This is a genomic window from Microcoleus harperi Pol14_C6 (genome assembly GCF_036701295.1).
Classification (GTDB): domain Bacteria; phylum Cyanobacteriota; class Cyanobacteriia; order Cyanobacteriales; family Microcoleaceae; genus Microcoleus.
This window is the reverse complement of sequence record NZ_JAUBQN010000007.1, coordinates 19867-39375: the sequence shown is the minus strand read 5'-3', so window position 1 is coordinate 39375 and position 19509 is coordinate 19867. Positions and strand designations below refer to the sequence as shown.

General features: G+C 48.6%; 13 protein-coding genes. 6 read left to right on the top strand and 7 right to left on the bottom strand.

Annotation, left to right across the window (positions count from 1 at the left end):
- Window positions 1-19: 19 nt before the first annotated feature.
- A complete protein-coding gene (locus QUA27_RS07655; RefSeq protein ID WP_333067286.1) occupies window positions 20-4456 on the top strand; it encodes an FG-GAP-like repeat-containing protein in 4437 nt (1478 codons plus the stop codon).
- A 139-nt stretch (window positions 4457-4595) separates the two neighbouring features.
- Here the strand turns inward: QUA27_RS07655 and dprA are convergent, their stop codons facing one another.
- From dprA to QUA27_RS07640, 3 genes are all read right to left on the bottom strand, one after another.
- Window positions 4596-5747: a DNA-processing protein DprA gene (dprA, locus tag QUA27_RS07650; RefSeq protein ID WP_333067285.1), complete on the bottom strand. Its 1152-nt coding sequence runs from the start codon at window positions 5745-5747 to the stop codon at window positions 4596-4598.
- A gap of 180 nt (window positions 5748-5927) precedes the next feature.
- Complete coding sequence (locus tag QUA27_RS07645; protein WP_333067284.1) at window positions 5928-6581, bottom strand: YdcF family protein; 654 nt, start codon at window positions 6579-6581, stop codon at window positions 5928-5930.
- A 127-nt stretch (window positions 6582-6708) separates the two neighbouring features.
- Window positions 6709-7356, bottom strand: a complete 648-nt coding sequence (locus QUA27_RS07640; protein WP_333067283.1) for a DUF2301 domain-containing membrane protein — start codon at window positions 7354-7356, stop codon at window positions 6709-6711.
- A gap of 80 nt (window positions 7357-7436) precedes the next feature.
- On the opposite strand from QUA27_RS07640, the gene QUA27_RS07635 reads away from it, so the two are divergent.
- A complete protein-coding gene (locus tag QUA27_RS07635; protein ID WP_333067282.1) occupies window positions 7437-8114 on the top strand; it encodes a calcium-binding protein in 678 nt (225 codons plus the stop codon).
- A 185-nt stretch (window positions 8115-8299) separates the two neighbouring features.
- Here QUA27_RS07635 and QUA27_RS07630 read toward each other — a convergent pair whose 3' ends face one another.
- Both QUA27_RS07630 and QUA27_RS07625 read right to left on the bottom strand, forming a co-directional pair.
- Complete coding sequence (locus QUA27_RS07630; protein WP_333067280.1) at window positions 8300-9055, bottom strand: DUF561 domain-containing protein; 756 nt, start codon at window positions 9053-9055, stop codon at window positions 8300-8302.
- A 233-nt stretch (window positions 9056-9288) separates the two neighbouring features.
- Window positions 9289-10140, bottom strand: a complete 852-nt coding sequence (locus QUA27_RS07625; RefSeq protein ID WP_333067278.1) for a creatininase family protein — start codon at window positions 10138-10140, stop codon at window positions 9289-9291.
- A 182-nt stretch (window positions 10141-10322) separates the two neighbouring features.
- Between QUA27_RS07625 and QUA27_RS07620 the strand changes: the two genes are divergently transcribed.
- Window positions 10323-15674: a PAS domain S-box protein gene (locus tag QUA27_RS07620; protein WP_333067276.1), complete on the top strand. Its 5352-nt coding sequence runs from the start codon at window positions 10323-10325 to the stop codon at window positions 15672-15674.
- Window positions 15675-16061: 387 nt separating this feature from the next.
- Here QUA27_RS07620 and QUA27_RS07615 read toward each other — a convergent pair whose 3' ends face one another.
- On the bottom strand, window positions 16062-16385 hold the full coding sequence (locus QUA27_RS07615; RefSeq protein ID WP_333067274.1) for a WGxxGxxG family protein: 324 nt from the start codon (window positions 16383-16385) through the stop codon (window positions 16062-16064).
- A 322-nt stretch (window positions 16386-16707) separates the two neighbouring features.
- Between QUA27_RS07615 and ccmP the strand changes: the two genes are divergently transcribed.
- Entirely contained in the window at window positions 16708-17352 is a 645-nt protein-coding gene (gene ccmP / locus QUA27_RS07610; protein ID WP_190661578.1) for a beta-carboxysome protein CcmP, read from the top strand.
- A gap of 20 nt (window positions 17353-17372) precedes the next feature.
- On the top strand, window positions 17373-18119 hold the full coding sequence (locus QUA27_RS07605) for a pentapeptide repeat-containing protein (RefSeq protein WP_333067273.1): 747 nt from the start codon (window positions 17373-17375) through the stop codon (window positions 18117-18119).
- A gap of 177 nt (window positions 18120-18296) precedes the next feature.
- Here QUA27_RS07605 and QUA27_RS07600 read toward each other — a convergent pair whose 3' ends face one another.
- Window positions 18297-18824 carry a hypothetical protein gene (locus tag QUA27_RS07600; RefSeq protein ID WP_333042583.1) on the bottom strand — a complete coding sequence of 176 codons (528 nt, stop codon included), beginning with the start codon at window positions 18822-18824 and terminating at the stop codon, window positions 18297-18299.
- Between the two features lie 84 nt (window positions 18825-18908).
- On the opposite strand from QUA27_RS07600, the gene pyrE reads away from it, so the two are divergent.
- Entirely contained in the window at window positions 18909-19484 is a 576-nt protein-coding gene (gene pyrE / locus QUA27_RS07595) for an orotate phosphoribosyltransferase (RefSeq protein ID WP_333067271.1), read from the top strand.
- Window positions 19485-19509: the final 25 nt, after the last annotated feature.

Genomic DNA, 19509 nt, shown 5'->3' with positions numbered 1-19509 from the left:
ACTAGACGGTGGTGGCACTGTGGCACAACCAATACTTGGAAGTCCTGGCATTGTTATTAGTCCGGCATCGGGATTAGTAACTACAGAAGCAGGTGACACCGACCAATTCACCATCAAACTCAACAGCGCACCTACTGCTGATGTGAAAATTGATCTGCGTAGCAGCAATGAAGCAGAGGGAGTAATTTCGACAGAATCAATTACCTTCAATTCTGCTAATTGGAATCAACCGCAGACTATTACAGTAACGGGTGTCAACGATCGAGTATTTGATTTCGATAAGACTTATCAGATTGTGACTGCCCCTGCTGTCAGTGCGGATAGTAACTACAACGGCCTCAATGCACCGGATGCGACTGTTGTTAACAGGGGTAACACCATACCGCCATCTAACGAGCAACCCCAATCTGGTGACAGTTCTTCAGATTTGGATTCTGGCACTGCTGCTAACCCAGGCATCACCGTCTCCCCCACCAACGGATTAATCACCACTAAAACAGGTGGCAAAGCCAAATTTACCCTCGCACTTAATAGCCCGCCGACGGGCGAAGTTTTGATCGGTTTGAATGTTTCTCCTCAAAATCCAACAGAAGGTAGTCTCTCCACTTCAGGAGTTACCTTTACACCTGACAACTGGAATATTCCCCAAGAAGTTACGGTAACAGGCGCTGAGGGTACTTTCAGCATGGCTGCTAACCGACCTTATACGATCGTTACCGCCCCTGCGATCAGCACTGACAGCAAATACTCAGGTCTAGATGCCTCTGATGTCAGTCTCACTAATATGTTCGTTTATGCCGACTATCCCTACAATCAATATCCTCAGATAGTCGTTGGGCCAACAAACCAGTTGATTACAACAGAAGCAGGCGACACTGCTAATTTCAGTGTTGTGTTGACTCAGCAACCTATGGCTGATGTTGTCATCCCAGTAAGGAGTGACAACACGGCAGAAGGAACTGTTTCTGTATCGACGCTGAAGTTCACTCCTGATAATTGGGATATAGCTCAGACTGTCACAGTCAAGGGTATTAACGATAATCAATCTGATGGCGATCGTCCCTACAAAATAATCCTCGACCCCGCTATAAGCAGCGACCTTGCTGACAGTGGCGGCTTTTTTCCAAATTTTGTGTACTCAGGTCTCGATCCTCAAGATGTCAGCGTGACTAACCTCGAACGCAGTTACACTTTCAACAAAATCAATACGGAAATCTCCAATGATTTCAACGGCGGAGCGATTAGCGCTTGGGGAGACTACAGCGGTGATGGGAACCTGGATTTTATAGCGTCGGGCCGCCCTGAGCCACTTAGCAGCTTCGGTAGCTCTTTTGACTTCACTGGTACTTGGCTGTACCGCAATAGTGGCAGTACCTTTACCGCTGAAAGCGGCTACGCAAATTTGGAGTTAGCTTCTGCCGCATCTTGGGGAGATTACAACAACGACAGCCAGCTAGATTTTCTCTTGCAAACAAACGGAGGCAAATACGGAATAACATCCAGTCTCAAATTGTTCGGCCACAATGGCGATGGCTGGAATGGATCGACGATCGAGTACATAAGTCCCAATAATAGTAGTTTCCCAGCATGGGGAGACTACAACAATGACGGCAAACAGGATCTCCTGAATGCCACCCAACAAAGTATCACGAATGAAAATGCAGACGGTACGTTTAGTACGCTGGAAAACGCAAGCTTACTGTACCGCAATACTGGGAAGAGCGATATTGTTTTTACGCCAGATATTACTGCCCAACTCCCGGGTGTTCTCAACGGTTCAGCAGCATGGGGTGACTTTAACAAGGACGGCAAACTCGATATCCTGCTAACGGGCGATAGTCTTTCAGGCAAAATAACCAAGGTGTTTGGCAATACTGGCAGCGGCTTTAGCGAAGACACGACTGCCGCCTTGCCCGGTGTTTCTAATGGTTCGGCTGCTTGGGGAGACTATGACAATGATGGCGATTTGGATATCTTGCTAGCGGGTAATTCAGATTCTGGCAACATCACTAAAGTGTACCGGAACACAGGCAGTGGCTTTAGCGAAGACACGACTGCCGCCTTGCCCGGTGGTAGTTCCGCAGCTTGGGGAGACTACGACAACGACGGCAAATTCGATATCTTGCTAGACAGCAAAGTTTACCGCAACACTGGTAGTGGCTTTAGCGAAGATACCAGTGCAGGAGTGACTGGTGACGCTCAGGGATATTGGGGAGACTACGACAGTGACGGCAAATTGGATATTTTGCTGGGCAACCAAGTGTACCGCAACAATACTGCGATCGCGAACACTCCTCCCACTGCACCCACAGGGCTTTCGGCTGAGCCTTCTGGCCGAAATGTCACTTTCAACTGGAACAAAGCAACTGATGCTCAAACTCCTGCCGATGGTTTAAGCTACAACCTGCGAGTTGGCACCACACCAGGGGGCAGTGACATTCTCGCCCCGATGTCTCTCAATGACGGAACTCGGCAAGTTGTAGGGCTAGGTAATGCCAATCAAAACACCCAGTGGCAGCTCAAAGATTTGTCTCCAGATAAGACATATTACTGGAGCGTACAGGCGATCGACACTGCTTGGGCAGGTTCACCCTTTGCCGAAGAAGGGAGTTTTACTACAGTTGCCAACAACCCTCCTGTCCTCAACTACGGCCCGACTACAACCCCGTGGCATTACCAGTACATCAAGTCAAGCAGTTCATCAACGTTCGAGTACACCTTCCCAGAAAATACGTTCACTGACCCCGATCCGGGCGACCAACTGACCTACACAGCAACTCTGATGGACGGCAGTCCCTTGCCAAGTTGGCTCACTTTCAACCCAGATACCCGCACACTCAGCGGCACAAGTCCTAAACTGCAGCAGTTAACAATCAAGTTAACAGCAACAGACAGGGCGGGTCTTAGTGTCAGCGACAATGACCTTACACGTCCATTTCAGGGTATGTTGCTGACATTTAGTTGCACCGGCGTAGTGATTGACGGCTACATCTCCGGTGCAACCCTCTTCCTAGACGCCAACAAAAACGGCATCAAAGATACCAATGAACCATCAACTACTACTAACAGCAACGGTAATTTCAATCTCAACATCCCCTTCGAGATTTTCGACACCAACAAAAACGGAGAAATCGACCCCTCAGAAGGCAATCTAGTTGCAATTGGAGGCACTGACACCGCCACCGGCTTACCCCTAGAAACACCAGTCACCGCACCGCCAGATGCGAGTGTCGTCACCCTCCTAACCAGCTTAATCGCCGACTTAATCGACAAAGGAATTGAACCAGAATCAGCACAATCTTTAGTCAAAGCAGCCCTTTCTCTCACCGCTGATGTTGACTTAACTAGCTTCGATCCAATAGAAGCCACCAACAACAACATACCAGGCGGAGTCGAAGTCTTATCCGCAATGGTGAAAGTCCAAAACTTCATCACTCAAACCAGCGCTTTGATTGACGGTGCATCCAGTGCAGTCAATACCGATATTGTCAAGGCTGTTGTCAGTTCAATTACCAATCAAATTCAATCTGGTACAGTCTTAAATCTCAGCAACCCAGCAGCCTTAGAACCAATAATTCAGCAATCCGCTGCTAAAATCCTGCAGATTGACCCCAGCTTCAACAGTCAACAAGTCACCCAAATTACATCACAATCCGCGACAGTAATGGCAACAGCCAATCAGCGCATTGATATCGCTGTCTCCAACCCAACAGCAACATCAATTCCTGAATCACTTGCCCGCCTCCAACAAGTAGCCTTGGGCCCAACAACTCAAGACTTCAAAGAAGTTGGTACGGGAAATAAACCAATTTCCCAGCTAGTTGCTGACAATACAGGTACTGCTTTAGATAGCAGAATTGAAGCTGTCATATTGCCTGTTGGGATTGCGACTCCTGTTGTCAGCGGCGATGCAGATTTGGGCAGCAATTCTCCCAATGCAATTCTTGGTACGAATGGCGACGATATCCTGACGGGCGACAGCGCGAATAATGTCTTGATGGGGATGAGGGGCAATGATTCCCTCGATGGAAGTCTGGGAAATGACACTGTTTTCGGTGGCAAAGGTAGCGATACAATCCTGGGAAGTAGCGGTGATGATGTCTTATTTGGCAACCGCGGTGCTGACATTGTGAATGGCGATGATGGTAATGATATTCTTTACGGAGGTAAGGGAGATGATTTACTCAATGGCGGTTTGGGAATTGATAGTTTGATAGGAGGAATGGGAGTAGATAAGTTCTTACTCTATACCAATTCCGGTACTGATACTATTACTGATTTTGAAGTCGGTAAAGATTTGTTAGTATTGGGTAACAGGTTGAGTTTCTCGCAATTGGCGATTGCTCAAGATAGCGGTGCAACTTTAATCCGGTTGGCTCAAACAGGGGAGATTTTAGCTTCTCTGGGCGGTGTTTCTGCTAGCAATATTAGTGCGGTTAATTTCGGATTGCTCTGAGATTGAATGCGCCAGGGGAGCAATCCCTTATCCTCTGGCCATATTCACTCGGCGGTTGAAACCGCCGAATAATCTTCAATCCGCGCAGGCGGGTTTTGTCTGGGTAGGCGCGGTTTCAAACGCCCAGTTTTTTTTCACCTCAGCACCGCTGATATCGCATTCCCGGTAACTGCGAAACTAATCCCAACAATTCCAACTGCAAAAGTATACTCGAAACTCTTCCGGCTTCTAATCCCGCTGCTTCTACAATTACATCAAAAGAACTCGGCCCTGATACGATCGCACTTAACACCTTAGCCAATTCCGGCTCCAACGGCGGCCCTTGCTTCTCAACCGTCGCATTTGGGGGAAACAGCGACAACTGCTCGGCTCTATCCAATTTTGGCATAGCTCCGAGCATTTCCAACAACCTGTCTTCGCTTAACAGTCGATCGCTATTCGGCAGAATCGGATGAGCACCTTTACTCAGCAATTCCAAACAACCAAAAGAACGCTCATCATCCAATCTGCCCGTCAAAACATACACATCGCGGCAAAAATCATTCGCTTGATAAGCAGTAATTAAAGCACCCGATTTATGCGGAGCTTCTATCACGATTGTAGCGCGGCTTAAGCCAGCAATTATGCGATTTCGGCGCGGAAAATTAGTTTTATTCGGTTGAGTGCCTGCGGGATATTTACTAATTACCAATCCCTGCTGCAAAATGCGATCGTACAACCTCTCATTTTGTTTAGGATATACAATATCTACTCCCGTCCCCACCACTGCAAAAGTCCTTCCTCCCGCCTCCAAACAGCCTGTATGAGACTCTGTATCAATGCCCGCAGCCAATCCCGAAACCACAGTAAAACCGTTTCTAGCCAAAGCCGTACTAATTTTGCGAGCCCACCTTCTGCCGTATTCCGAAGGGCTGCGAGTGCCAACCATTGCCACCGTCGGCGTAATTCCTTGATTCTCTTTTATATCAACTAAACCGCGATAATACAACACTGGTGGCGGATTGGGAATTTCCAATAATAAACGGGGATAATCTGGATCTGCGGGCGTCCAAAAACAGGGATTTTTTATAATATGTTTTTCGATAAATTCTTCGGGATTGAGTTTAGTTCGTTCTTGCACAATGGTTTCAATTATCTGCTTCCCGAACCCTTCAATTCGCATTAAATCTACTGGTTTTGCCGTCCAAGCTTCCGCCAAACTATTGAAATTTTGGTGCAATCTTTGCAACAAAATCGGCCCGACACCGTTAATTTGTGACCATGCTAACCAGTATGCGCGTTCTTCTAACAACGAGTTTCCCTCAACTTATCTGAGAATGATTTTATCATTTTTGGTTTAATTATGGTAGGAAACGGCACTGACTTGTCCTCTCTTTTCACAGATTTACAAGTGTTATATAAATATTTTTTTACTGACCGGGAAGGCACTAAGAACGCGAAGGGAATTAAGAGAGAGGTTGACAATTACTGGCTAGGTTTTCCAATCTACAAAACGGGCGTAAATATAAGCAATAATTTCTCCGATCACAATCCGAAAACCTTCGCTCGATTTCCACCATTCTTGGGGATTGTAATCTTGCGGTTCCGCCGCTATAATCCCGACTTTAATGGCAGGATTCAGAACTTCTTTGAAAACAATCCAACTTCGGCGCGCGTGAGGGCCAAAAGAATAAAGATTAATTGAGTCAACTTTTAGGGGGGAAGCAGCCAGCCAATCCCGAAGTGCGATCGCAGAAGCAGCAGTGCGGTGTTTCACAACACTCGCTGCTGGTACTGCTACTAATTTGTTTTTATCAAATCCTAGCGCAATACAAGTCGCTGCCGTCAGTTCCGCATAATTTTTATATTCAGCGAGATAGTAACCTTTATTTAAAGGAACTCCTGTGGTAATTAATTGGCGGTAGTCGCCTTTTTTGAATTCGGAGATCGCACTTTCGATCGCATAATCGGGCAACCAGCCTTCGACAACCAATATATCTGCTTTAATCGGCGCATTTACCGCCAAAAACGGATGGATTTTTGTGAGAATTAAGAGCATTAAAATTATTAATCCCGTGCTTGCAATTACCCAACCTTCCCTGGTAATTACCCACATTTCTCGACGACGGATTAGACGAATTCTCATTTTAACTGGATCTAGATGTTTTCGGGTATGGAGGCAGATTCGGCGAGACTGGGGAAGAGGGAAATAGTAGGAAAGTGATAAAATTTCCCCATGCCCAATGCCCCATGCCCCATGCCCCATTCCCAAATTATTGGTGTTTCAGATACTCAAAAACGCTTTTATCCCCGATATCCTGCGGCATCGGTTGAAAAAACTTGCGTACAGCAAAGATGATAAACAAAGCCGCCCAAACTGCCAGCAAAAATTGTTCATTTTCGGCTGACAAAAAGCCAAAAATATGTCCTAAAATTAAGAGAGGAACTCCAGGAGTCAAAAACTTAGTTTCGAGGCGATTAAAACAGAATGCTTCCTTAAAATAAATTCCATTTAATGCGGCAAAAGTAAAGCCAATTCCCCACAACGTGGCTGGATGTTCGTACACTGCTAAAGCTAGAGGTTGGCTGCTTTGTAGGGCGACAAACAATGCTGCCGCGCCGCCGATCGCCCAAAACACCTGTAGTGTTCGGTGCAGCGCAATCATGTAAATGTGAATAGTGGCTAAGCTGACGCCTAAAGCTATCCAGAAACAAGCAAAAACAGGCGTTACAGCTTGGATTGCAATCGGGTTGTCGCCCTGTTGCAACACCAGAGTAGTGCCGATCGCAAAACACAGCGCCGCCATCCCCAATCCAGCGCGGTAAATCAAAACTCCCGTGCGATCTTTTTGAGTAATCGTAAACTCGCCGAATTGTCCTTGATAGACTGGTAATTCATCAGGCGATTTCAGTAGTTGCATTACACCTTCCTCCTATCAGACACGAATGTACTTCTGTCAAGATATACTTTATTGATAAACCGAGCCAGCGAGACCGAGCGATGCCTAAATTTACCAAGTCTAAAGTTAACCAGCCTAAACTTAACAAGTCTAAAGTTAACAAGTCTAAAGTGGACGATCGCGCCGATCAAAGCCAATCCCTTCTTTCACAATCCGAACTTCCTCCAGTTCAGCTTGATGAAACCATTGTAGCAGGTAGAAGACCGAAACCGATCAACGACTTTCAGCGGCTGCTGGCGGAAGTAACCGAATTGAGATCGGGGTTCGATCCACAAATGTTAGCAAATAGCGACAAAAATCTCGCCTTTAATACCAAACAATTTGAAACTAAAATTAGTAAAATTTTGGGTTCTAAAAACATTGATTGTAATCTGAAAAATTCACTCAAATACCTAGATTACATCAAGCAAAATATTCAACTTCCGTGCCATGTTACCGGCATAGAAGAGTTTGAGTGGGAAGAAGAATATACAATGGGTTATGGCAGCACAAAAGAATATGCAAAACTCAAAAAAACTCAGCCTTCTTATACTGATACATTCACAATTACTCGGTTAGATGATTTTGTGATTCAGGAAGAAGGTATATTTGTGGAAGTGCAGCGCATCGGCGATCGCCAAAAGTTTATGTTACCTTTATCTGAGTTAGAATCAGTTGATGTAATCTCCCGAAACAATCAGTTATTAGATGATTATGCCGTGTGGTTTATCAATTATTAAGAAAAAGTGCAAAAGTGGGGAAGGGGAAGATGGGAAGAGTGGGAGAAGGGGAGAAGGGGAGAGTAGGAGAAGGGGAAAAATATTCCTTCTCCCTTCTTCCTGACATCCGTTACATCCCGTACATTGCTCGTTGCCGAACTTCCTTCTTCCTTCTTCCTTCTTCCTTCTTCCTTCTTCCTTCTTAATTAAATGGAAACTGGCAAGTGCGATCGCGAAACCAAAGCCAAAGCTTCAACCAAACTGCGAACAGCCGCAATCATCGCCACTTCGCTATTAAGTTGGCTGACAGCAGAACCGACACCAATACCCGCAGCACCTGCTCCAATAGCGAGGGGTGCGGTGACGCTGGAAATACCAGAAGCGCAGAGTACGGGGACTGATACGGCGCGGGAAATTTCAAAGGCTGCGGCCAAAGTAGGCGCTGCTTTTTCAATTAATCCCAAGGTGCCTGCGTGAATTGGTTGAGCGCTAGTACCACCTTCGGTTTGGATGATATTAGCGCCAGCTTTGACTAATTCAATTGCTAATTGCACTTGTTTGTCGAGTGCCAAAATGTGGGGAACTGTCACCGAAAGAGTGATGTTCGGAAATAGCGATCGAGTTTCGCGAGTCAACTGCAAAACTTCCTCAGCTTCAAAGCGGCGGCCTACTGCGTAGAAAGCATCAAAGTTGCCAATTTCAATCAAATCAGCGCCAGCTTCTACCGCAGGTACAAACTTTTCCGGTTCCACAGCCGATACACAAATTGGCAAATCTGTCAACTGTTTTGCCATCAATACCAAATCTCGATCGGCAGCAATATCGACAAAGGAAGCACCGCCCAGATCCGCTGCTTTGACGACAGCCGCAACGTTGGCCGCATCAAAATTATTTAAACCGCTGATAATTTTCAGGGCGCGACCTTGCTCAAATGCGCGCTGCAATTTAGAATTTACACTCATCGTTAGTTTTCCAACTCAAAAAATTTCTTAGACTCATTTTGACACAAATTAGAATAATTTTTGATTTTTAATTCTTAATAGCCGTAAGGTGCAACCTAAGCAGTCTACATAGGTCGATTATGCCTCCAGGACTGTATTTTTTATTTTTATAGCAACCGCCAAGACAGTTATAACGTTCTTAATTCCTGCAACTATTGTTGTGACTGCATTTCCACATCGATCTTCTTCCCTCTTCATTCTTCCATCGGACTGACATCCGTTACATCTTGTACAGTGCTCGTTGCCGAACTTCCCGGCTGTCGAAATTTGTAAACATCTTTAATAACTTGTGCCCAGCCGTCCGAGAGAGATTCGAGAATCCGAGAACCCTTTTCTTTCATTGCCACCGTCGCATCGCCCAACACACCGCTTTCAGTTAACTCTCGCGTCAGCCAAGCAAAAGGCAAATTTCCTTCCATACTCAGCAAACTGTCGATCGGCAAATTTTTCGGATATTCAGTAACAGCAAGTTCCATTTTCACCTGATCCGGCAAAATTGACAACATCAAACTCGTTTCTGCATCACCCGCGTGAATCCCAAACTCCAACTCTTTCGCGCTCAATAATTCAGCAGCCACATTCGGAACCCGCCACACAAACAGCGGAAAAACCGAAAAATTATGATATTTTTGATGAATGTCCCGCGCTGCAATTTCCATCACCTGCGGCTGTCCGCCGTGACCATTGAGTAACACTAATTTCCGAAATCCAGCCTGATAAATACTGTCAGCAATTTCGCCGATTACTGCTAAAAGTGTCTGAGCACTGAGCATAATTGTACCGGGGAAATGGCAGTGTTCGTTCGACTTGCCATAGTACAAAGGCGGCAAAGCATAAGCGGGAATATTTGCCTGTAACTTGGCCAGCGCTGTGCCTGTCACCGCCGCGCTAATTGCCGCATCTACAATTAAAGGCAAATGCGGGCCGTGTTGTTCGATCGCACCTAGCGGCTGAATGATCACAGTATTTTCCTTATCCAGGATAGACTGAATTTCTGTCCAAGTTAGATATGGAAAAAATCGCGATTCGGGAATAAAATTGTGCATAAGGTGGCAACAAGAGTAAAAGCAACCAAGGCGATCAACTAGCCTGAAAACTAAAAAGCAATTACCAAGATAGATAACTAATTCTGTCTATAGGTATATGCTATAATTTATAGCAGATGCTTTAAGAGGGCGCTGATATACGCTCGCCAGCTCAGACAGAAAGACATAGAGACCACTAATTGATGGAAGCTTGGCAAACCCCACAAACTAATTTAACCGATATTCCGATCGCCGAGGAACTGTCCCGCCGCATTCCTCGATCGCACGATCAAAAAGCAGAAAACCGAGCGCTGCAAAAGCTGGCTAGACAATTGGCAACCTCACCCCACAGGCTGCTCAAAACACTGGTTGCGATCGCTAAAGATTTGTGCGGCGCAGGAAGTGTCGGAGTCTGCTTGCTAGAAAAAAATGTCAGTTCCGAACAAATATTTCGGTGGGTGGCATTGGCGGGCGCGTGGGAAGTAGCAGAACATAGAAACACACCCCGCAAATTGCGTTTGTCGGGAGCAGGTTTCGATCGCCAAACTCCCCAGCTTTACTCCGCTCCCGAACAATATTTTACCGACTTACAGCAGCTAGAATTGCCGATCGCCGAAGCGTTAGTTGTGCCGCTACAAGCAGAAAATCAACCGCTGGGGGCAATATGGATTGTCTCTCACGATTCGGACCAGTTCGATGCCGAAGACTTGCGGATCGCGATCGCCCTAGCAGACTTTGCCGTTGCCGCCCTACAAATCGATCGCGCCAATCAAACCAAAGAAGCTTTGCGAGAAAGCGAAGAACGCTGGCAGCTAGCCTTGCAGGGCAACAACGACGGGATTTGGGATCGCAACCTGCAAACAAATTGCCAGATCCTGAGCGATCGCGGTTTAGAGATTTTGGAACGCGGGCCCGAAGAAGTCAAAAACTTCAGCCAATTTTTGAGCTATATTCATCCCGATGATTTGGAGATAATGCAAAGCAATTGGCAGCAGCACTTGCATCGAGAAACATCACATTACTGCTGCGAGTACCGCGTTCGCTGTTCCGACGGGCGCTACAAATGGGTTTTAGCCAGAGGGCGAGCAATTTGGGACGAGTCAGGCAATCCCGTGCGGGCCGTAGGTTCCCTGACAGATATCAGCGATCGCAAACAAACTGAAATTGCCTTGAAACAAAGCGAAGAACGTTTGAGCGTCGCCATCGAAGGCTCAGGCATGGCAACCTGGGATTTTGACGTGCGAACACATCGAGTAATTTGGTCGGCGACCCATTTCAGCATTTTGGGCTGCGAACCGGTACCGGGCGGCGAAGCAAGCGCGGATGTGTGGCAAAAGTGTGTCCATCCAGACGACTTAAAGCAAGTCATGCAAGCAGCCAAAACAGCTCGGCAAACGAGATCGCTCTACTCCCCCGAATACCGCATCATCCGGGCAGACAACGGAGAAATCCGCTGGTTGAGCGCGTTCGGGCGCTATCTCTACGACGCTGCAGGCGAAGCAGTGCGGTTTATCGGAGTATTATTTGATGCTACCGATCGCAAAAAAGCCGAACTCGCCCTGCACCAGAGCGAGCAAACCGTGCGCCGTCAACTTCTAGAGATAGAGTCGCTCTACCAAACAACTCCCGTGGGTTTGGCCGTTTTAGACACAGATTTGCGGTACGTGCGGCTCAACCAGCGGTTAGCCCAAATCAACGGCTTGTCCGTGGAAACGCACATCGGCCGGACGGTGCGCGAAATATTCCCCGGCTTGGCAGACACAGCCGAAGCTGTGTTCCGCCGCCTTCTCGAAACCGGAGAACCGATGCGGAATTGTGAAATCAGCGGTGAAACCAAAGCTCAACCCGGTGTTGTGCGCACTTGGCTGGTGAATTGGTGGCCGCTCAAAGACACGGGCGGGGAGATAGTCGGGATGAATGTCGTGGTACAGGAAATTACCGCTCGCAAAATGGCCGAACTCGCCTTGCAAGAAAGCTACAACCGTTTCCAATTAGCAACAAGGGCGATCGACGGCATTGTGTTTGAGTGGGATTTGGCAGCCAACTCAGTTTACCGTTCCGAGGGGCTGCACTCGCTCGTCGGTGTCCGCTCAGAGGATGCACAGACCACACCAGAGTGGTGGAGAGAACGCATCCATCCCGTCGATTTGGCGCGCATCCAAGCCGAGACGGCAGAACTCTTGAGTGTTGAGCGCTACGAAAGCGAGTACCGAGTCCGGCACGAAGACGGGCGCTGGATCAATGTTTGGGAACGCGCCTGTTCGATCCGCAATCAGCAAGGTGAAGTGACCACAGTTGTCGGCTTCACAACCGACATTACCAAACGCAAACAAGCAGAAGCAGCACTGCGCGATCGTGAAACCCACCTGCAGTTGATTCTCGACAGCGCCAAAGACTACGCCATCTTCACCACCGACACCGACGGACACGTTACCAGTTGGAACGCAGGCGCCCAGAGATTGCTGGGCTATACCGAAGCTGAAATCGTCGGGCAGGACGGACGAATCATCTTCACCCCAGAAGACTCTGCTGCTAGAAAGCCGGAAGCAGAAAGGCACATCGCCCTGACTCAGGGAAAGGCAAAAAACGAGCGCTGGCACGTCCGCAAAGACGGCAGCCACTTTTGGGGCAGCGGACTGGTGATGCCCCTGCGCGAGGCAGCCGGCGAGGTGCAAGGTTTCCTGAAAATCATGCAGGACAAAACTGAGCGCCGGCAAATAGAAGAAGCACTCCGGCAAAGCGAAAATCGCTACCGCACCCTCGCCGATGGCGTCCTGCAATTAATGTGGATCAACACTGCCGACGGCAGGTTAGAGTTTTGCAACCAACACTGGCAAAGCTACACGGGCATCAGGCCAGCAGAATTGCCGCTGGCTGCACCGGTGCTGCAATTATTTCATCCTGATGATCTGCCAACAGTTGTCGCTACGCGCACCCAGGCGATTGAAGCAGGGGAAGCCTACGAATTTGAGTGTCGGGTGCGTAGGTTTGATGGTACTTACCGCTGGCATCTAGCGCGACTTGTGCCCGTCAAAGACAGGAAGGGAGAGGTGGTGCAATGGGCGGGAATCGGGATTGATATTGACGATCGCAAACGAGCCGAAGAAAGTTTAGCAGAAAGCGACCGCCGCTTCCGCTTTCTGGCTGAGTCGCTGCCCCACCTGATTTGGAACGTAGACTCCGCCGGGGAAATTCGTTTTACCAATCAACAAAAATGGTTGGAATATCTGGGAATGTCTTACGACGAAGCCGCTCAAAGCAATTGGGAATCCCTGGTGCCGCCCTCGGATTTAGCAGAATCTTGGGCCCGCTGGGAAGAAAGTCTAATCACCGGAGAAGTTTATCAAGTTGAGCTGCGCCTGCGGCGGGCCTCCGACCAAATGGAACGCTGGCATTTGTCCCGCGCCGTGCCAATTCGCGACGCAGGGGGCCAGGTTGTCGAGTGGATCGGCACGAACACCGATATTCACGATCGCAAACAAGCCCAACTCAACGAGCAGTTTCTCTCGGATCTCGAACTCCGCTTGCGCCAAGGCTCCAACCCCACAGAAATGTTGTGGGAAGCCATGAAGAGTCTGGGAGAGTATTTAAAGGTCGATCGCTGCATTTGGCACGAAATCGATCTAGAAGCCGATCGGGCAATTGTCCAGCAAGACTGGCACCAGTCCGACATTCCCAGCACCGTCGGCACCTATCAAATCTCAGACTTTAAGACGCCAGAACTGAAAGCTCTTTCTATGGCAGGTCAAACACTTGTCATCTCAGACCTCGCTAATAACCCCCATACAGCACATTTATTCGATAACTACGGTGCCCTGTACATTCGCGCTTTGGTCGATGTTCCCTGCCTTCAGGAAGGGCGCTGGGTGGCTCTTTTGTTGGTGACATCCCAAGCCGTGCGGCACTGGCGGGCCGATGAAGTTTGGCTGATGCAAGAAGTGGTGGCTCGCCTCTGGACGGTGATCCTGCACGCGCGAGCCCTGCACGAGCTGCACGAAAGCGAGGCTCGGTTCCGCGCTCTAGCTGACAACATCGCTCAGTTGGCATGGATGACAGATCCCACTGGCGGGAGTTTATGGTTTAACCAGCGCTGGTTTGACTACACGGGCACCACCCTAGAAGAAATGCTAGGCTGGGGCTGGCAACAGGTGCACCACCCGGAACACCTCGATCGCGTTGTCGAAAAATTTAGGCGCTGCATTGAAACAGGCGAACTCTGGGAAGATACTTTCCCCTTGCGCGGCAAAGACGGATCGTACCGCTGGTTTCTCTCCCGCGCCGTGGCGATCCGCGACGATCGAGGCAAGGTGCTGCGCTGGTGTGGCACAAACACCGACATTACCGATCGCAAACTTGCAGAAGCGGAACGGGAACGCCTTCTAGCTCGGGAAAAGGAGGCGCGGGAAGAAGCAGAACAGGCTAACCGCGTCAAAGACGAATTTTTGGCTGTTTTGTCCCACGAATTGCGGACTCCCTTAAATCCGATTGTGGGCTGGACGAAGCTGCTGCGATCGAATGTTCTGACACCGGAAAAGCAGCGTTATGCCCTAGAGACGATCGAGCGCAACGCCAAACTGCAAACCCAGCTTATCGAAGATTTGCTCGACGTGTCCGGGATTCTGCAAGGCAAGGTCAGCTTGAATATTGCACCTGTGGATTTAGCCGGGGTCATCGGCGCTGCAATTGAAACGGTGCGTCTGGCGGCCCAAGTCAAGTCGATTCAAATCAGCACTCAATTTGCACCGCATCTCGGCTCGGTTTTGGGCGATGCGGGCAGACTTCAGCAGGTAGTCTGGAATTTGCTGTCCAATGCCGTTAAGTTCACCCCGCCGGGAGGCAAAATCGAAGTCGTTCTCGATCGGGTGGACACGAGGGCCCAAATTACTGTAACTGATACTGGAAAAGGTATCGAACCTGATTTTCTGCCCTATGTATTCGACTACTTCCGGCAAGCTGACAGCACGATGACGCGCAAGTTTGGCGGATTGGGTTTAGGATTGGCGATCGTCCGCCATCTCGTCGAACTCCACGGCGGCACGGTGAAATCCGACAGTCCCGGCGAAGGAAAAGGTACAACCTTGACCGTCAGGATACCTCTGATGCCGGCGCAATCTCAGACAAGTCCTGCTGGAACTGCGCCGCCCGCAGAATCCTTGGATTTGAGCGGTATCAGGGTGTTAGCGGTGGATGATGATGCTGATGCGCTAGATTTGGTGGTTTTTCTGCTTGAGGATTGTGGGGCAAGCGTTACAGCCGTTGCTAACGCCGCCGATGCCTTGGCGGTTTTAACCCAGTCTGTGCCGGATTTGCTGTTGAGCGATATTGGAATGCCCGATACTGACGGTTATATGTTGATGCGACAGGTTCGGGCTCTGGCGCCCGACAAAGGGGGACTGGTTCCGGCGATCGCCCTCACCGCTTATGCTGGAGAGATTGACTATCGGCAGGCCATGGCTGCGGGGTTCCAGCGGCACATTTCTAAGCCTTTAGACCCGCAGAAGTTGGTGCAGGCGATTTGCGATTTACTCGATCGTTCTGGCGAAAATATTTTTTAAGGTCTTTTTGTGTCTGAAAAGCCTTTATTTAAAGTACCGCAAAAACGCAAAGAACGCGATGGAAAAAGGGAAGAAGAAAGGAAAAAGTTAACAATTTCTAGTTCGGTTATATCTGAGATATTGCACCCTTTTCAATCAGCATTTTATTGACTCGCTAGGAGCAACGGCACACCAGAAAATTCACTTTTTCATTAACAGACCCGAAAGCCTGTTCATGAAGAAAATGGTGCAATATGTCAGATGTAACCAATTTAATCGTCGTTTGATCGCGCATAATCTCAATAAAAAAACCCCACAGAGGGAGGTTTTTTTATGATTGTTGGCGCTCATCGGACAGGTTAAAACATCCTGTCCCTGCATAATGCCCACAGCACTAAGACTCAATTCTTAGCGGTAGTCACTACGCACGGCGGGCTCGCGATCGGTCGTTGTATTTGTATACCGGACATTTTCTTCGCGTTTGCGGGGAATCAAACCCAACAAACCCGACAAGCCTAGCAATCCCAACCATCCCCAATCAAAATCGCGATCGGTCTCAGCACTGTAGACATCGGAGCGAGGAGTTGTGGTGGTTGTAGTGCTGTTAGTACCGTTAGTTGTACCGCCAGTTGTATCTGTCTGAGCTGAAGCAGGCAGATGAGCTGGTGCTAGAGCTAAACCAGCAGCTAGAATACCTACACCGATTGCTTTGGATAAATCAGAACGTTTCATAATTCAAATGCTCTCTGTTGGGAAAAATCTTTAACTATCAAAACTATATCGATTGGCTTTTAAAGTTAAATCCACCTCTAGCAGTAAACACTGTTATGTTCCACGTATAACTACAGATTGATATCAAATTTTTAGCACGCGCACAAAATTAAAGATTGCTCGCGGAGGCACTCCGGCACTAAAAATCGCGGGTCTGACACCTCACTCGGTTGTGAGGCACCCCGGCACTCCCGACAACAGACAAGGTGTTGTTTACAAAAAAAGGTAAACTCAGATATTGCACAGACAAGTGTTGGAACTCGATCGACGGAGATCAAAACTTTTGGGAATAGAGTTACGCAGCTACGTATTTTTAGACAACTTGCAGCCACAGCACGCAGCATACATCGGCACAGTCGCCGCCGGATTCTTGCCACTGCCGGGGGATGCGTCGCTGTGGATAGAAATCTCGCCCGGTATCGAAATTAACCGAATTACCGATGTCGCCCTCAAATCAGCGTCCGTGCGCCCAGGAGTGCAGATAGTAGAACGCTTGTACGGCCTTCTGGAAGTACACTCGAGTCAGCAGGGGGAAACGCGGGCAGCAGGCAAAGCAATTCTAGAATTCATCGGACTCCGCAGAGAAGAAGGTATCAAACCGCGAGTGATTTCCAGTCAAATTATTCGCAACATTGACCCCCACCAAACACAATTAATCAACCGCACCCGCCGCGGACAGTTGCTGCTGGCGGGCCAAACGCTTTACGTCTTAGAAGTAGAACCGGCGGCCTATGCAGCGCTGGCGGCCAATGAAGCAGAAAAAGGCGCGTCTATTAACATCTTAGAGGTTCAGGCTGTAGGCAGTTTCGGACGGCTTTACCTCGGCGGCGCAGAACGAGATATTATAGCAGGTTCCCAGGCAGCAATTGCGGCGGTGGAAAACGTGACGGGTCGAGAAAATCCAGCAATTGTTGGTCGCAAGGAATAGCCGTTAAAGGAGATGCAATTATGGCAAACACACAGCATTTAGCGCTGTTAAAAAAAGGTGCAGTTACTTGGATTGAATGGAGAAGTCTCAACCCAAATATAGAACCGGATCTCAGCGAAGCTAACCTCGCCGAAGCAAATCTCAGAGGCGCGCATCTTTGGCGCTCTAACCTTTTTAAAACTGATTTGTTTAAGGCTAAATTAATTTCGGCAAACCTCGCCGAATCTAATTTTAGTTTAGCAAATCTTTCGGGAGCGCAACTGCTCGAAACTAATTTATTTAAAGCTAATTTAACTGGAACCAACCTCCGAGGGGCAGACCTCAGGGGAGCTGATTTGACCAATGCTAATTTAATTGGGGCTGACCTCACCGCTGCCAATCTACAACAAACCGATTTCGGTGATGCGAATTTAATCGGTGCGGTGATGTTTCGAGCTAATGCGATGGGGGCGAACCTCAATTTTGCTAATCTCAGTCAAGCCAATCTCACTCAAACCGAATTGATTGAAGCACATTGCTATGCAGCCAATTTCTCTAAAGCTAACCTCGGGGAAGCTCACTTCACTGGAGCATATCTTTTCAGAGCCAATCTCTGTTTTGCGGAGTTGATCGCTGCAGATTTACGGTGGGCAAACCTTGGCAAAGCTGATTTGAGAGGGGCTAATTTGACCGGGGCAAATCTCAGGGGAGCGAAATTGGCGGGAGCTAATCTGGGCGAAGCTATTTTGAAAGGAACAATCATGCCTGACGGCAGCATGGTTTCATAAATATTGGATAATATTTAGTCCTGTAAAATAACCGCGATAGTTAAAAAAGTCAGTTGCGCGTTTACCGAAAGGATTGTCAAAACATGAGTTTTTAGGGCGGGTTGAGGCTTTCTCTCTCATACAAATCCGAGATGAGAGTAAACCCGCCGCGGCTCAAAACTCGCAACTGTCGATCGATTAATTTTGGCCAGGGGGCGATACTTGATAAAGTCCTCTCACGGGCCCTGCATCAGTCGGTGAACCTTCCTGCTGTGTTGGAAGTGTAAACTGATCTTGGAGTCCGGCGGGAGTAGGGAAACAGCCGCTTGGTTGAGGTCCTAGCTGGCAAGCAGCAGGGAGTGCCATGACTGAGGCATCGAAGGGATTGACGGCATCTGGGACGCGGAGAATCGGATCGCTGGAAACTTGCCGCTGCATTACTCTGCGGTAGAATCCGTTGACGCGACTAGCATCCCGCTCAATTTCTTTTTCGGGAAAGGCAACGACGCCGCTGGGGGAACCGATGCCTAAATAGTCGCCCAAGTAACCTTGCAAGCTGACGTTGTGGTAAAAGTCTCCTGAAGCTTCAAAGTATTGTCGGTTGAAGTCGTCAGCAATCGGGTGAAATCGCTCTGTTTGTGCTTGAGCTGGTTTGACGGATGCCATTGCGGCAGAGGCGACAGCGAGAATCAACGCGCCGCTCAGGCTTTTTAACTTTTGACTCATATATTTGGGCCTCCTTAATTAATTCCGATTCCAATATAAACTGATTATCGACGGATTATTTGTGTTTTTTACACGGTGTGAGTTATGAATGCTACGGATTTAACGGTGTTGCGCGATCGACTTCTAGATTTGTTGTGCGAGTTTGCCTATCGCGAAGGCGATTTTGTGCTGTCTTCGGGGCAGAAAAGTTCTTATTACATTAACTGCAAACCGGTGACGCTGCACGCTGAAGGTGCTTTGGCAACGGGGCGTTTGCTGTTGTCGATGCTGTCGTCGGATGTGGAAGCTGTGGGCGGTTTGACTTTGGGTGCTGACCCGATTGTAACTGCGGTGAGTGTGGTTTCGGCTCTCGAAGGTCGATCGATTCCGGCGCTAATTGTCAGGAAGGAGACGAAGGGACACGGGACAATGGCGTATATTGAGGGGCCGCTGTTGCCAGAGGGGACGAATGTGGCGGTTTTGGAGGATGTGGTAACGACGGGGAAGTCGGCGATGCAGGCGGTGGAACGGTTGCGAGGTGCGGGTTATAAAGTCGATCGCGTGTTGTCGCTGATTGACAGAGAGCAAGGTGGTGCGGAGTTTTATCGCTCTGTTGGATTGGACTTTGAAACAGTTTTTACGATTAATGATCTTCAAAAGTGGATGGCTAGCAAAACATAGGCAAAAGTGCGATCGAACTGACCGA